General features: G+C 50.6%; 9 protein-coding genes and 1 other RNA gene. 8 read left to right on the top strand and 2 right to left on the bottom strand.

The genetic code is table 11. The features are described 5' to 3' along the window. Nucleotides 1–162 precede the first annotated feature (162 nt). Together ACYVUU_RS08110 and ACYVUU_RS08105 are read left to right on the top strand one after the other, a co-directional pair. Nucleotides 163–3,732, top strand: a complete 3,570-nt coding sequence (locus tag ACYVUU_RS08110) for a glycosyl hydrolase 53 family protein (RefSeq protein WP_484500602.1) — start codon at nt 163–165, stop codon at nt 3,730–3,732. Nucleotides 3,733–3,867: 135 nt separating this feature from the next. Beyond that, nucleotides 3,868–7,395, top strand: coding sequence for a glycosyl hydrolase 53 family protein (locus ACYVUU_RS08105; RefSeq protein WP_484500601.1), 3,528 nt, complete (start codon nt 3,868–3,870; stop codon nt 7,393–7,395). Nucleotides 7,396–7,897: 502 nt separating this feature from the next. On the opposite strand, the gene ACYVUU_RS08100 is transcribed toward ACYVUU_RS08105, so the two are convergent. Together ACYVUU_RS08100 and ACYVUU_RS08095 are read right to left on the bottom strand one after the other, a co-directional pair. After that, on the bottom strand, nt 7,898–9,082 hold the full coding sequence (locus ACYVUU_RS08100) for an SLAP domain-containing protein (protein WP_484500600.1): 1,185 nt from the start codon (nt 9,080–9,082) through the stop codon (nt 7,898–7,900). Between the two features lie 128 nt (nt 9,083–9,210). Beyond that, nucleotides 9,211–10,422, bottom strand: a complete 1,212-nt coding sequence (locus ACYVUU_RS08095) for an SLAP domain-containing protein (protein WP_484500599.1) — start codon at nt 10,420–10,422, stop codon at nt 9,211–9,213. A gap of 219 nt (nt 10,423–10,641) precedes the next feature. Between ACYVUU_RS08095 and ACYVUU_RS08090 the strand changes: the two genes are divergently transcribed. The 6 genes from ACYVUU_RS08090 (at nt 10,642) to ffs (ending at nt 15,688) form a co-directional block, all read left to right on the top strand. Then, a complete protein-coding gene (locus ACYVUU_RS08090; protein WP_439775810.1) occupies nt 10,642–10,920 on the top strand; it encodes a hypothetical protein in 279 nt (92 codons plus the stop codon). 56 nt (nt 10,921–10,976) lie between these two features. Continuing rightward, on the top strand, nt 10,977–13,829 hold the full coding sequence (locus ACYVUU_RS08085; protein WP_484500598.1) for a hypothetical protein: 2,853 nt from the start codon (nt 10,977–10,979) through the stop codon (nt 13,827–13,829). Nucleotides 13,830–13,938: 109 nt separating this feature from the next. Further along, entirely contained in the window at nt 13,939–14,469 is a 531-nt protein-coding gene (gene pyrR, locus ACYVUU_RS08080; protein ID WP_484500597.1) for a bifunctional pyr operon transcriptional regulator/uracil phosphoribosyltransferase PyrR, read from the top strand. Nucleotide 14,470: 1 nt separating this feature from the next. Next, nucleotides 14,471–15,073, top strand: a complete 603-nt coding sequence (locus tag ACYVUU_RS08075) for a class I SAM-dependent methyltransferase (RefSeq protein WP_484500596.1) — start codon at nt 14,471–14,473, stop codon at nt 15,071–15,073. Continuing rightward, a complete protein-coding gene (gene tadA / locus ACYVUU_RS08070) occupies nt 15,073–15,582 on the top strand; it encodes a tRNA adenosine(34) deaminase TadA (RefSeq protein WP_484500595.1) in 510 nt (169 codons plus the stop codon). The genes ACYVUU_RS08075 and tadA overlap by 1 nt, the downstream gene beginning before the upstream one ends. A gap of 12 nt (nt 15,583–15,594) precedes the next feature. Beyond that, nucleotides 15,595–15,688, top strand: an RNA gene (gene ffs, locus ACYVUU_RS08065) — signal recognition particle sRNA small type. Nucleotides 15,689–15,729: the final 41 nt, after the last annotated feature.

Genomic DNA, 15,729 nt, shown 5'->3' with positions numbered 1-15,729 from the left:
TGGCTCTTTTTTACACACAAGCAAGGCAAAAGGGCTAAGAATGGCTTTTTTAACGTTTGCATTACAAGCGGCCAGTTTCCAGAAAAAAGCTGAACAAATTAATTGAAAACGGTATAATGATCTAAGATAGAATTTTAATGGAAAAAATTGGGAAGGACCTCTATGAAAAAGAGACGAATCAAGCATTTTAAGAGCAAGAAAATCGTAGCGGCCAATCTGGCCCTGTTAGCCACGGCAACTGGCTTGGCCTATGCCAACCCAGCCAAGGCTGACGTAACTGACAGCCAGGACCAACAGACGGCCAATGCCCAAGCGGCTCAAACTGAGCAAAAGCAAGCCGTCCAAAGTACTGACACCCAAGCAGCGCAAACAACTGACACTAAAACTGCTGATGCGACTGCTAACACTGCAGCAACTGATAGCAAGACTGCCGCAGATACTGCAAAGACTGCAAAGACTGCTGCAGCCACCACTGCAGATACTGCAAAGAAGACTACTGCGGCTACTACTAAGACGGCAGCCAACACTGTGCAGACCAAGACCAGCGCGGTAACGGCGACTAAGGCGGCAACTACTACCACGACGACGGCTACTAAGAGCGCCTTTAAGACGACCAACGGCAAGACTTCCTACTATGACGCCAATGGCCAGGTAGTCAAGAACCAGGTCTTTACGGTCAGTGGCAAGCAATACTACGCTGACGCTAATGGCCAGATTGCCAAGAGCACGACCAAGAAGGTTAACGGGATTACCGCTACTTTTGACAAGACTGGCGCTATCAGCAATGGTTTAGACTTTGGCCAATTGCTCCGCGACCAAATCGAATTTTCAGCCGCAAGCAAGCTGAAGAAGTCAGTCAAGTATGACTGGACTGAAAGCAAAAACAAGTACCAGGAATCAGCTACCCATGAAATGGCCCAGCTCCTGGCCCAAGGTGACGTCAAGAACAACAATGACTTGATCGCCACTTTAATGGAAAACAACTCTTCCATGTCCGGCAAGGTCTTGGCCAGCTTGACTTTGAACATCGGCCAAAGCGGCGCTACCGCCAGCCAAGTAGCTGCTGCCCTGGTTTCTAAATTGGGCACGGCTGATGCTACTGGCAGCGTGATCGGGGCCGGCTACTACAACGGTGTAGCTGCTGCCTTGATCTACAAGGTTGAAGAAGTGAAGAAGGTGGCAGAAGCTGTCTCCAAGATCGACCCAAGCGTCAGCGCTGTTTACAGCGACGCTGGCAAGGTGACCAACCCGGTTACCACTAAGATGAGCGATGAAGACGCCAAGACTTTGACTGACGGCGTTTCATCAGCTCTGTTGACTGGCAAGGCCGGCACGGCCATCAGCCAAGAGGTCCTGCAAACTATCTTTGCCGGCCTGGCCGGGGATGCAACTGCTTTTGAAGGCAGCAGCCTGTACTATGACGCGAATGGCAAGGACTACCACTACCAATACTGGCTCAGCGGCAAGGACAGCGCTGAGAAGCTGGCCAACTTCCTCAAGGCCAACGCTGGCGTTAAGTACGGTGATGCCTTGAAGGCTGTCTACACGGCTACTTTGATTGCCGGCGCGGGCACTAATACTGACGCCGTGGATGAAACGCCAACCAGCAAGAAGACGGCTGACGAAATTACCGCTGCCTACCAGACTGGGTCTGAAACCGGCCTTAAGTACGAAAGCGTCAAGGTGGAAAAAATCCCTGGCATGACTGATGACATGATCCGCGGGGTCGATATCTCAACTTACCAGTCTTTGGTCAATGCTGGCGTTAAGTTCTACGACTTTAACGGCAAAGAAGCCAGCTTGATCAAGGTTCTGGCTGACGCCGGGGTCAACTGGGTCCGCCTGCGGATTTGGAACGACCCATACAATGCTGACGGCATGGGTTACGGCGGTGGTAACACTGATGAAGCCAGCGTGATCAAGATGGCCAGCGAAGCCAAGAAGTACGGGATGAAGGTTCTTTTGGACTTCCACTACTCCGACTTCTGGGTTGACCCGGCCAAGCAGATCCTGCCAAAGGCCTGGAAGGACCTGTCAGTCAATGCCTTAAACGAATCAATCAAGCTTTATACTGAAAAGGTCCTCACCGACCTGCGCGAAGCCGGTGCCAGTGCTGACATGGTGCAAGTCGGCAACGAAATCACCAACGGGGCCTTTGGCCTGTACACTGACCGTGACCACGGCGGCAACTGGGAAACTTTGTGGAAGAGCGCCAACGGTGACCAGGTAGCTGAATACCTGGCAACCGCGGCCAAGGCGGTCAGAAATGCTGCTCCTCAGGCTAAGATTGCCCTGCAGCTGGAAACGCCAAACATCTACAAGTACCGGACTATCATGACTGTCTTCAAGAAGCACGGGATCGATTACGACTATCTGGGGACTTCTTACTACCCATTCTGGTCAACCGGCAACGACAACGGCACTTACAAGGGCCAAAGCCTGGGCAAGGGTGCCAACACGCCGAACAACCTGCTGGCTGTTGAAAAGATGGCCAAGGAAGAATTCGGCAAGACGACGGTCATTCTGGAAACTGGCTGGCTGAACAACATGAATGACTCAGATGGTACTGGTAACTCAATCGGGCAAATGCCGACCATGCCAGATGGCGTTTCCTACACGGCTGATCCGCAAGGGCAAGTCAACGCGATGGCTGATATGTACAAGGCCATCATTGCTGGCGGCAGCGTTGGTGCCTTCTACTGGGAACCAGCCCAAATCGCGGTTAAGGCCGGCTGGAACAACTGGAACTACAACAAGGAAATGTCCAATGTCTACGGGACTGGCTGGGCTTCTAAGTACGCGATCGGCTATGCTCCTGAAAACGTAATGTACTACGAGGGCAAGGAAACTTGGGGTGGCTCAACTTGGGACAACGTGGCCCTCTTTGATGACCATGGCTACCCGCTCCAATCCTTGATGATGTACAAGGGCTTCCTGACTGGCTATGAATCAGCTGAAAACACTGCTTCCGCTGTTACGCCAAAACTGGCAGCTCTTTACGGGGCAGATCAATCAAGCCTTAAGGCCGAAAATCAGTTGCAGGTCGGCCAAGACTTGACTTTGACCAATTACCTGGATTCATCTGTTTCCAAGTACTTGAACGGGATCAAGGGGACCAAGATCAGCGAAACTTCTCTGAAGGCCCTCTACTCGGGCCTCACTGATGGTCTGAAGAGCGACCAGTTCAAGGACGCTGCCGGCAACAACTACCACTACGAATACTGGCTGCAAGGAGATACGTCTGCTGAAAAGCTGGCCAACTTCCTTAAGGCCAACGAAGGCGCAACTTACGGCAGCCCAATCACGGTCAACTACACGGCAACCTTGGTCAAGGACGAAAAGGTGATCGAAAAGGCAACTTCAACTGTTGAAGCAACTGCTACGACTGTTTGGGGCCTGGACAATGTCACCATCGACGGCCCAATGACTGTGGGGCAAAAGCTGTCAGCTGAAGAAACTTCTTTGATCGAAAAGGCAGCTGCTCAATACCTGACTGGTGAAAAGGGGACGGAAATCTCTGCCGATAACTTTGCCAAAATTGCTGAAGCCGTAAATACTGGCATTGCTTCAAGCAAGGAATACCAAGTCAAGTTTACTGACGCAACCAGTGTCTACCACTACGTCTACTACCTTGATGGCAATGACTTAGCAGCTTTGAACAAGGGGGCTAAGTACGGCGATCCAATCAAGATCAACGTTTCTGCTTCCTTGAAATGGGTCAAGAACCTGTAAGCCAAGCAAATTCACAAAGAATGCTCAACAATTTCTGTTGGGCATTTTTTGAGAGAACCGAAGAAACAGAAGAAAAGCAAGAAAAAGAAAATACAATTCAATTGCATTAAGAGGAATTAAAAGAGGAATAAGCTTATGAAGAAGAGACGGATTAAGCACTTCAAGTCTAATAAGAGTTTGACAGCTGCCGGCGTAGCCCTGCTGGCTACTGGCCTGGCTGTCGGCAACGCTAGCAGCGTAAAGGCGGACACGGCCACTGACAAGGACGAGCAGACTGCTGTTGTCCAGGACCAACAGGCTGAAAAACTTGCTGCAGCTAAGTCTACGGTTGAAAACAAGTCAACTGATACCACTGCTGCGACTAGTAATGCAGTAAGTGAAAACAAGACTACTGCTGCTACTACAACAACTACAGCGACTACGACAACTAATCCAACTAATACTGCTGCTAATACTGCTGCTACTACAAACACTACAGCTAAGCCTGCTGCTACTGCTCCAGCAACTAACACGGCCAGCAAGGCAGTCCAGGCAACGGCTCAAAAGGCAGTTACGGCTACTGCTCAGCCAACCAAGAATGCCTTTAAGACGACTTCTGGCGTTACCAACTACTATGACGCTAATGGCCAGGTAGTTAAGAACCAGTTCATCAAGGTTAACGGCAAGCAATATTACGCTGACGCGACAGGCAAGATTGCCAGAAACACCAGCAAGACCTTAAACGGGATCAAGGTTTCCTTTGACAAGGATGGTTCAGTGCAAAATGGCATGGATCATGCCCAGCTTTTGCGGGATCAAACTGAATTCCTGACTGCAGTCAAGCTGAAGAATGGGGTCAAGTATGACTGGACTGAGTCCAAGAACGGCTACCAGGAATCTGCCGTACACGAAATGGCTCAGCTCCTGGCCCAGGGCGATGTCAAGGAAGACAAGACTGTCATCGCTTCCTTGATGGAAAAGAACAGTTCTATGCAGGGCAAGGTTCTGGCAACTTTGAAGACTGATGTCTCCAAGAACAATGAAACTGCTGCCCAGTTCGTCAGTGACTTGCTCAGACAGCTGGGGACGACCAGCGCCGCTGGCAGCGTGGTTGGGGCCGGCTACTACAACGGCACTTTGGCCGGCTTGATCTACAAGGTTGAAGCAGTAACTCAGCCTGCTCAATCATCCTCTACTCTTGCTCCATCCGTGACTAAGGTTTACGGCCAAGACAAGGTTAGCGTCAAGAATGGTTTGAAGGATGGTCAGGCCTTTACGGCTGATGAAAGCAAAAAGCTGCTTGCCAATATCTCTTCCTCACTTTTGTCTGGCCCGGCTGGAATTGAAATCAGCCAGGATGTTTTGACGGCAATCGAAGCAGGCTTGGGCGGCGATGATACGGCTTATGTTGGCACGACCGACTACAGCGATGAAGCTGGCAAGACCTACCACTATGCCTACTGGCTGGAAGGGGCAGACAGCGCCGCTAAATTAGCCAACTTCCTGGCTCTGAACAAGGGAGTTAAGTACGGAGACGCCATCAAGGCCAACTTCACCGCGACCTTGACTGAAGGGGCCGGCAATAACAATGAAGCAGTTGATGAAACGCCAACCAGCAAGAAGACGGCTGACGAAATTACCGCTGCCTACCAAAACGGGACTGAAACTGGCCTCAAATACGAAAGCGTCAAGGTTGAAAAGATTCCTGGCATGACTGACGACATGGCCCGCGGGGTAGACGTGTCAACCTACCAGGCCATGCTTAAAGCTGGCGTTAAGTACTATGACTTTAACGGCAAAGAAGCTGACTTGTTCGATGTTTTGAAGGAAGCCGGGGTCAACTGGGTCCGCCTGCGTTTATGGAACAACCCTTACAACGCTGACGGCCAGGGCTACGGCGGCGGTAACACCGACGAAGAAAGCCTGATCAAGACTGCCTTGCAGGCTAAGAAGTACGGGATGAAGGTTCTCTTGGACTTCCACTATTCTGACTTCTGGGCTGACCCGGCCAAGCAGCTTCTGCCTAAGTCCTGGAAGAACCTGTCCAGTGCTGAATTGAATGAAGCTATTTCCCTTTACACCAAGAAGGTCTTGACCGATATGGAAAAGGCCGGGGTGGCTCCAGCCATGGTCCAGATCGGTAATGAAATCACCAAGGGGACCTTCGGCTATGATGCCGACCAATTGACCGGCGGCGACTGGAACAAGCTCTGGCAGAGCGACTACGGGACAACCGTTGCCCGCTACCTGGCTACCGCTGCTAAGGCGGTCAGAACTGCCAACAAGGACGCCAAGATCGCCGTTCAATTTGAATCACCAGACGTCAACCGCTACCGGATGATCATGACTGTCTTGAAGAACAACGGCGTTGACTATGACTACTTGGGGACTTCCTACTACCCATTCTGGGGCAGCTCCAACAACAATCCAGACAACTTGCTGAAGGTGCAGCAGATGGCCCAAAAGGAATTCGGCAAGCGGGTAGTCGTCATGGAAACCAGCTGGCTGAACAATGTCAATGACTCAGACGGTACTAACAACAACATCGGCTATGCGCCAAGCGACTACGCGGTTGGCCCGCAAGGTCAGGTCGATGAAGTAACTGCCCTCTACAAGTCCTTGGTTGCTGGCGGCGGTGTTGGTGCCTTCTACTGGGAACCAGCTCAAATCGCGGTCAGAGCTGGCTGGAACAGCTGGAACTACAACAAGCAGCTGGTCAACGTCTACGGGACCGGCTGGGCTTCCAAGTACGCCATCGGTTACGCTCCAGACAATGAAATGCACTACAATGGCAAGGAAACCTGGGGCGGGTCTACTTGGGACAACATGACCCTCTTTGACGACCATGGCTACCCACTTCAATCTCTGATGGTTTACAAGGGGATGCTGGAAGGCTACCAGTCAGCTGAAAACACTGCTTCCGTTGTTACGCCAAAATTGGCTGCTCTTTACGGGGCTGATCAATCAAGCCTTAAGACCGAAAACCAGTTGCAGGTGGGACAAGACTTAACTTTGACTAACTACCTGGATAAGACTGTTTCCAAGTACTTGAACGGGGTTAAGGGGACCAAGATCAGTGAAGCTTCTTTGAAGGAAATCTTCTCAGGCCTTACTGACAGCCTCAAGAGCGACCAGTTTAAGGACGCTGCCGGCAACAACTACCACTACGAATACTGGCTGCAAGGAAATACGTCTGCTGAAAAGCTGGCCAACTTCCTTAAGGCTAACGAAGGCGCAACTTACGGCAGCCCAATCACGGTCAACTACACGGCAACCTTGGTCAAGGACGAAAAGGTGATTGAAAAGGCAACTTCAACTGTTGAAGCAACTGCCACGACTGTTTGGGGCTTAGACAATGTTACTATTGACAGCCCGATGACTGTTGGGCAAAAGCTGTCAGCTGAAGATACTGCTTTGATTGAAAAGGCAGCTGCTCAATACCTGACTGGCGAAAAGGGGACGGAAATTTCCGCTGATGACTTTGCCAAAATTGCTGAAGCCGTAAACGCCGGCATTGCTTCAAGCAAGGAATACCAAGTTAAGTTTACTGACGCAACTAGTGTCTACCACTATGTCTACTACCTGGACGGGGCGGACTTAGCAGCTTTGAACAAGGGGGCCAAGTACGGCGATCCAATCAAGATCAACGTTTCTGCTTCCTTGAAGTGGGTCAAGAACCTGTAGAGCTAGCCGAAAGTAAAAAACAACAGTAAAAAGTAAATATAAGCGCAAGAAAGCCCTGGCGATTGCCAGGGCTTTTTGCCATCGAGATGGAGGTTTGTGTGTTGTGAAAAAATAAGAAATTTAATGTAATGCAATGCTGGCTAAAGCGGTGTACCAGCAATTAGATAGAATTCAAATTCAAGGGAAAAAGGGAAGTGTCACGATTGCTTAATTATGCCGCTGGTGGGCAGGAATTACTGCCAGTTGACGGCGTGAGCGTCTGTAGCGGGTAAAGGCAAACAGGGCCAATGAAATCGTGAGTAATTGGGTAAACAGTTTCAGCATAGTTTTTGCCTCCTTTGCTTAGTAGCAAGTTCTTTTGAACTTGTACTGTAAGGATAACGGGCAAGCGTGGTCATTTGATGAACAGCTTGCTAAAAAAAGCTGTGGAAATGCTAAAGAAAAACTAAACGGCAGATCTTTATTGACCTGCCGTTTTTGTCTTTTTTTGCTAAGTTAGCTCTTACTGAAAGCTAGACTTAGTCACATATTGGCCGACGCCGACGATGTAGTACTTCTTGCCCTTGATTGACACGGCGCTGCCGTAAGTCTGCTTTTGGCTGTATTTCTTCAATACATAATTCTTGTAGCGGACAGCCTTGCCCTTGGACTTCTTGTAGATATAAGCGTTCTTCTTCAAAGTCCGGGTAGTCCCGTCAACGTTTGAAGCAGAGATGAAGGAGTTGTAGCCGGTTTGGTAATACTTCTTATTCTTAATAGTCGTCCGGCCGAAGGTCAGGATTTTCTTGCCTTCAGCGACAGAAGAAGTTGTCTTCTTCAAGTCTTTGCTGTAAACGGCAGAGCTGTGCATGGCCGTGATGTAGCGGCCGTCAGCTTTCAAAGCGCTGATGTACTGGTCAGTGCCCAGCTTATAGTACTTTTCCCCGCCTAAGATGGCGTAGGCGTAAGCGTAGACCTTTTGGCCCTTCTTGTAGCTGACATCTGTCTTTTCCAGGCTCTGGGTGTAAACATCAGCCGCGTTTTTCAAAGTGATGTAGCGGCCGTCAACGTCGGATGACTGAACATACTTGTTAGCAGTCTTGGAGATCTTATAGTACTTGACGTTTCCCCGGGTCAAAGTCCCGTAAGTGGTGATGCTTGTGCCAGCCTTGATGGCCTTGTCCTTGGTCTTCGCGCCATTTCTGTCGTAAACCGCCGCGGTCCGCTTGACGACTTTTTTAACCGTAGCGGAAGTCTCAGTAACCGTCTCGAAGGCTGAGCCAGGCAGGTCGCCAAAAGTGATGTTACAGTATGATGGATCGCCGTTGACGTTGATATTTGCGTTTTGCAGGCCGTTCTTGTAGGCAGAGCCGTCAAAGGTTAAGGTCTTCGTCTCACCAATCGCAACTTCATCATTGACCTGGACATAGTATTCGCCCTCGTCGTCAATATTATCTACGTCAATCGACACGGAAGCAATTTTATGGTTCTTGATCGTTACTGTGGCTGAAGGGAAAAAGTTGGAAGGAACATCAATGTTGTTGCCCAGGTTCTCTACAGTGACCATTACCGTGTAGCTGCCGTCCTTGTATTCTGTGCTGGTCTTGGTCTTACTTGCTGCCTGGATTGGAGCTGCCTGTGGAATTACGGACAAGGTAGCCGTGGCCAGTGACAGGGCAGTCACGATGGATTTGCTTAACTTTTTCATGCTTGAATCTTGTCTCCTAATTTATTGAACAATCTATTCTGGATATTAATTTATTATCGTCCTTCTTAAATTAAAAAACAATAAAAAAAGATTCTGCAAAAGCAGAACCTTTTTTAGTATATCCAGTTTTAGCGGAAGTTGGACTTAACCACGTATTGGCCAACTGAGATGATGTAGTACTTCTTGCCCTTGATGGTTACGGCGCTGCCGTAAGTCTTGCGGTGGCTGTTCTTCTTCAAGACGTACTTCTTGTAGCGAACTGCCTTGCCCTTGGACTTCTTGTAGATGTAGGCATTCTTCTTCAAAGTCCGGGTCGTCCCGTCAACGTTGGAAGCAACGATGAACTTGTTTTGACCAACTTGGTAGTACTTCTTCTTGTTGCTCAAAGTCGTCCGGCCGAAGGTCAAGACCTTCTTGCCTTCACCGTAAGTTGAAGCGGTCTTCTTCAAGTCCTTGCTGTAGACAGCTGCACCGTGCTTGACAGTGATGTAGCGGCCGTCAGCACTCAAAGCGCTGATGTACTTGTTCGTGCCAAGCTTGTAGTACTTTTCTCCGCCCAAGATAGCGTAGGCGTAAGCGTAAACCTTCTTGCCCTTCTTGTAGCTGGTCTTGGTCTTCTTCAAGTCCTTGGTGTAAACGGCAGCAGCGTTCTTTAAAGTAATGTAGCGGCCGTCAACGTTGGAAGCCTTGATGTACTTATTTCCAGTCTTGGAAACCTTGTAGTACTTAGTAGTACCCCGGGTCAAAGTGCCGTAAGTAGTAACAGTCTTGCCGGCCTTGATTGACTTGTACTTGGTCTTAGCACCGTCACGGTTGTAAACGGCTGAGGTCTTTTGTACCTTCTTCTTGACCACTGCTGAGGTTTCAGTAACGGTTACAGTTGCTGAACTTGGCAAAGCGCTGAAGACAACGTCAGCGCTGAACTTGCTGCCGTTGACCGTGAAAGTGGCGGTCTTAGTGCTGGTTTGGTAAGCACCGGCCGCGAAGGTGTAGGTTACGCTGCCGTCCTTGCCAGTGCTGGTCTTGGCCTTGGAACCGTTGATGGTCAGGTCGCTGTAGACCGGGCTGTCCTTGGCCAGGGTGAAGGACACTGAAGAAATCTTCTTGCTCTTGATCGTGACCTTAGCAGCGGCTGCCGTCAAAAAGCTGGCTTCAGTTGAATAAACCTTGCTGCCGCTGTCGTAGAAGCTGGCGGCTACAGTATAGCTGCCATTTACGTATTCCTTGCTGGTCTTGGTCTGAGTAGCTGCCTGGGCCGGAGCGGCTGCTTGTGGGATAACTGACAGGGTTGCGGTTGCCAGTGACAAGGCAGTCACGACAGACTTAGTTAATTTTCTCATTTTGCCTCCTAAGAATTCATGAAATATTCTTTGCACACTAGTTTATTATCGCCCTTATTTTATTAAAAAACAATAGAGCGCTTACCAAAAACTAGGTAAAAAGTGATATTAATTGAGCTGGCCGGTCAATGGTGCTAAAATCAAGCTAGAAAGTGAATATTAAGATAAGAATTCAGTGATTTGCTGTTTTACTTCTGAAAAGAGTAAGGGGGCGTGGCAATGACAAAGAGTCAAGCTAACAAGGCTTACCGCCGGGCACGCCGCAGCCGTCTGCTGGTTTGTCCGAGCGGCAAGCGGGCCTTTAAGACGAAGTTCGATGCCGATCTGTTTCTTTATAAAGAAGAAGTGACCGTTCACCTTCGCGAAATCAACCATGAACACTGGCGGCCGATGCCGATTCGGGCTTACCGGTGCCCTTATTGCAAGAATTATCACGTAACTTCAATGTCGCTGGAGCGCTATGAGCAGCTGCACGGCAAAGAACGGGAGCGGACCTGATGGCCCGCTTTTTTCTTGCTTTTTGCTAAAATATTGGTAAAAGACTGGAGGAAAAAATGAGCCAACTCAATTCATACTTTTACGATATCGAATCTTTGACCAACGCCTTTACTTTGTCCTGCTACCGGCCAGACGACCAGCGGGTCGACATTTATTATATAGTCGATGATCCTGCTTTAAATGACGAAGACAGCCTGGACTTTAAGAAGGCTGCTGCCCAACGGATCCGGGAGAAGAACCAGAATTTTAAAGGAGAGATCTACTACTACAATCTCCGGACAAGCTCAGCTGCCGCCCGCCTGGCCCAGACCTTTGGCGTCTCAGATGCTCAGTATGTCAATGATCCCCAAGCCCCGTCCTCTTTTCCGGACCAGTTCCGCCCGGTCTGCGATACCGATAAAGGCTACCAGGAAGAAAAAGCGCCATACTTGCTGGGCTACAACTCCAGCAACTACGACTTAACCATGCTGGCTTATTACTTCACTAGAGCCTGGCAGCCTGGCGAAAACGGCAAGCGGGACAGATTTTCAGCCGTGACGGCCAGGGAGATGCGAGACTTTAACGATGAGCTCTTCAGCCGCTATATCGGCAACATGCGCCTGCGCCTCTGGCAGGATAAGACCATGGGCTTAGTTGCCAAAAATTTCCAAATGTCCGGCCGCCACATCGATGTGGCCCAGCTCAATGAGCGGCAAAGACGGGTTGGCCTCAAGCGGCTTTTGGGGATGTTGGGCTGGCAGATTCTGGAAAGTGACAAATTAAAGCCTGGCCAGGACTACTTGACCAGTCCCGAAGAACTGGCAGATCTCATTGCCTACAATGTCTCTGACGTGGTCAACTTGAAGGAGCTTTTCTGCCATCCTTACTACCAAGGGCAGTTTATTTTGAAAAAGGGCCTCCTGGCTCAGTACCCGGACTTGATCTACCAAGAAGACGGAAGCAGCTACAAGCCTAAAATCGGCCCGGAATTTGTCAGAAAAGACCGCTTGACCATTGATTCTACTTCCGCCAACTTTGCCCGCCGGACCATTTGCCCATATGGCCGCTTAAAAGACGACCGGGCAGTTTCATTTTTGTACCCGGCTGCCAGCGTGGCGGCAAAGACCGGGGAAAAGCAGAGGGACATCCTGGAAGAAAGCCGGGACTTTTTCTACAAGCTCTTTGAGGACGAAAACTTGCGCAAGAAGTTTGACCGGGTCTATGACTACTACAAGCAGTTTGCTGGCAAGAACTTCAATCCGTCAAAGGAATACCAGGAAGATTACGGCGACCAGGCCCTGCCGGTCAGCGACTTAAGCGAGGTTGAAGACGAAGACACCAACCTTTTCTACTACCAAAAAGATGGTCAGCCGTCGACTTGCTACATTACTTTCTCTGTCGGCGGCCTGCATGGGTCAGAGTACAATAAAGAGCTTTATTTAAAGGACCATGCCCTTTGGGAGAAAAAGCAGGCTGACCTGGCTTATGTGCAAAAACTTTATCCGGATCCCCTGGACCTGCGCAAGGCCAGGGAAGTCACCCTGCCAGACGGCCGGGTGGAAAAGTACCAGACCTTCTTGACCACTAAGGCAACGATCAAGCTGATGGAGCAGACAAATCCGGCCGACCGGGGCCAGTTTTGGCGCGACTTCAGTCAAGATGAACCATCCGTTTTCAAAAAGCAGGGGGGCCGGGTCAGACTGGATGACCGCTACGCCTTTACTTCAAGCGACCTGACCAATCACGAAGACTTTACCTCCTACTATCCAAACATGCTCCGGCGCTTGAATGCTTTTTACAATGACCGCTTAGGTGAAGACCGGTATACGGCAATCTTTGAAAGAAAGCAGGAACTGGACAAAAAGCGGACTGATCCCCAATACAGCGACGAAGAGCGGCGGATGTTCAATATCGAAAGAGAAGGGACCAAGCTGATCTTAAACTCAGCTACCGGGGCCGCTGATCCTAGAGAAGGGCGGGTGCCGTCCTCCATTAGAATGAACAACCGAATCCGGTCCATGCGGATCATTGGCCAGCTCTTCACTTATATGATTGGCCAGGCCCAGACCTATGCCGGAGCCCGGATCGTGTCGACCAATACTGATGGCCTTTATTCAGTCTTAGATGCGGACTTAAACCGGAAGATTCTGGCTAAAGAAGCTGCTGAAATTGGGGTGGAGATTGTCCCGGAAGAACTCTACCTGGTCTCCAAAGACTCCAACAACCGCCTGGAAGCCAGCCCGGACTTGACCAAGGTCCTGTCAGCTTCAGGCAGCCTGGCCTGCCGGAAGGACACCAGCCCGACCAAGTCCCTGGCCCACCCGGCCATTATCGACTGGGCCCTCAGCCGCTATCTGCTGGAAAAAAGAACAGACCTGGCGGCGCATTTTGACCGTGACCTTGGCCGGCAGATTCTGGAGGAAGCCAAGGAAGCCTTCCCAGACCCGGCCCACCGGCTCAGAATGTTTCAAAATGTCCTTTCAGCCAACCACAGCAAGGAGCGGGCCAACTGCATTTTCGGCCGGGGGGATGCCGGCCAGCTTTTAATCTTGCAGCGCTACAACCGGGTTTTTATCTACCAAGACGGCCTGCCTAAGACGGTCCACCTGTATTCCGCCGCGGCTAAAAAGCTGACCCCGGCCATGCTGAACAAGCGCAAGAGAAGCGGGGAAGCCGTAATTCAGCATGATCAAGAAGCCCTGGCCGTTCTTAAGGCTAACGGCCTGGGAAACTTGGCCAAGGGCCGGGAGGCTGCCGTCCAGAAGATTCCTAATTTGTCACCTGACTGGTCCATGCACGTGGAAAACCGGGCGGTCAACCTGCTTGCAGCTGAAGAGCAGGAAGCAATTTTGAACTCGCTTGACTATGACAAGTACCTGGACCTGGTGGCCAGCGCTTATGAAAAGAACTGGCGGAATTTGACTGAATAAGGGCCAGTCTTATAAAATGGTTAGCGATGCTTTTTTAACAGATAAAAGAAACAGCAACTGACACAAAAAGTAGAATAGAAAGAAAAACTACAATACGGAGAGAATAAAAATGAGCAAAAAAATTATGGATGAAGCGGGGATCCGCCGGGCTCTGACCAGAATGAGCTACGAAATTGTGGAAAGAAACCAGGGGACGGAAAACTTGGTTTTGATCGGGATCAAGACCAGGGGCTGGTACCTGGCCCAAAGAATCGGCGACCGCCTGGCCAAGATCGAAGACAGCCAGCTGCCAGTTCTGTCTTTGGACATCTCCGCCTACCGCGACGACCTCAGCCGGGAAGAAAAGGCCAAGGCTATCGCCAGCTTTGACACTTCCTTTGACTTGACCGGCAAGACGGTCATCCTGGTTGACGATGTCCTTTACACCGGCCGGACCATCCGGGCAGCCCTTGACGCGATTATGGACCAGGGCCGGCCTGCTAAGATCGCTCTGGCTGTCTTGATCGACCGGGGCCACCGGGAACTGCCGATCCGGCCGGACTTCATCGGCAAGAACATCCCGACGGCGGCCAGTGAGGACGTCCAAGTCCAGGTCAGTGAAATCGATGGCGAAGACGCCGTAAAGATCAGCGAGGCTTAAGATGGCTGAACAATACTTTACTGAAAATCCCACGGCCAGCCATGACGAGCACCATGTCAACTACCACCTTAATGGCATTAATTTGAACCTGACTACGGATGCCGGTGTTTTTTCTAAAAACCGGGTCGACTACGGCAGCGGAGTCTTGATTGAGCAGATGCTGGACCAGGATTTGCCAGGCGGCAATATCCTGGATGTCGGCTGCGGCTATGGCCCGATCGGCCTTTTTGCCGCTAAAAAGTGGCCAGACCGCCAAGTCGACATGGTTGACGTCAACGAGCGGGCTATGGATCTGGCCAGAAGAAACGCGGCGGCCAATGGGGCAGGCAACGTCAATATTTTTGCCTCAGACCGCTACCAAGAAGTTACTGGCCAATATGCCATGATCGTGACCAACCCGCCGATTAGGGCCGGCAAAGCCATCTGGTCCAGCATCTTGGCAGAAGCCAAGGACCACCTGTTAGAAGGCGGGATTTTGCTGGTCGTCATCCAGAAAAAGCAGGGGGCACCGAGCGCGAAGAAGCTGATGGCAGCATCTTTTGGCAACTGCGAAATCTTGACCCGGGACAAGGGCTACTACATTTTAAAGAGCGTGAAGAAATAATGTATTCAAGCGAAGAAAAAAAGACCTATATGGAGGCAGCCTTTGCTGAAGCGGAAAAGGCCCGCTTGCAAGATGAGGTTCCCATTGGGGCCGTTGTCGTAGGCCCGGACGGGCAGATCATCGGCCGGGGCTACAACCGGCGGGAGCTGGATGAAGACGGGACGGCTCATGCCGAAATCCTGGCCATTAAGGAAGCCTGCCAAAAGCTTGACTCCTGGCGCCTGATCGACTGCAGCCTCTTTGTTACCCTGGAGCCTTGTGCCATGTGTGCCGGAGCCATCATCAACTCCCGGATCAAGGAAGTCTACTTCGCGGCAATGGACCCCAAAGCCGGCGCTGCCGGCAGCGTGGTCGACCTCTTCAGCGTGGAAAAATTCAACCACCATCCCAAGGTCATCCGGGGTCTTTACAAAGACCAGGGAGCCCAGCTTTTGAAAGATTTCTTCCGGGAAATCCGCCACAAGCAAAAATTGGCAAAAAAAGCCCAGGAAAATTGCCAAAAGGATTAGTTTAGGTTACAATATTGGTTGGGCAATGTTCGACCTCCGAAGCGTGTCAGGACCGGAAGGTAGCAGCACTAAGGTCGCTTGGGCATGTGCCCTTTATTTAGCAATTAACAGGCTCTTAGCTCTTCGGGGCTAGGAGCTTTTTCATTA

The organism is Lactobacillus sp. WILCCON 0058 (assembly GCF_057198005.1).
This window is presented reverse-complemented; position numbering and strand designations above follow the sequence as displayed.

Bases quoted from the DNA above. Each gene is read 5' to 3' on its own strand.
- ACYVUU_RS08110 (WP_484500602.1), top strand. From the start codon at position 163: ATGAAAAAGAGACGAATCAAGCATTTTAAGAGCAAGAAAATCGTAGCG.
- ACYVUU_RS08105 (WP_484500601.1), top strand. From the start codon at position 3,868: ATGAAGAAGAGACGGATTAAGCACTTCAAGTCTAATAAGAGTTTGACA.
- ACYVUU_RS08100 (WP_484500600.1), bottom strand. From the start codon at position 9,082: ATGAAAAAGTTAAGCAAATCCATCGTGACTGCCCTGTCACTGGCCACG.
- ACYVUU_RS08095 (WP_484500599.1), bottom strand. From the start codon at position 10,422: ATGAGAAAATTAACTAAGTCTGTCGTGACTGCCTTGTCACTGGCAACC.
- ACYVUU_RS08090 (WP_439775810.1), top strand. From the start codon at position 10,642: ATGACAAAGAGTCAAGCTAACAAGGCTTACCGCCGGGCACGCCGCAGC.
- ACYVUU_RS08085 (WP_484500598.1), top strand. From the start codon at position 10,977: ATGAGCCAACTCAATTCATACTTTTACGATATCGAATCTTTGACCAAC.
- pyrR (WP_484500597.1), top strand. From the start codon at position 13,939: ATGAGCAAAAAAATTATGGATGAAGCGGGGATCCGCCGGGCTCTGACC.
- ACYVUU_RS08075 (WP_484500596.1), top strand. From the start codon at position 14,471: ATGGCTGAACAATACTTTACTGAAAATCCCACGGCCAGCCATGACGAG.
- tadA (WP_484500595.1), top strand. From the start codon at position 15,073: ATGTATTCAAGCGAAGAAAAAAAGACCTATATGGAGGCAGCCTTTGCT.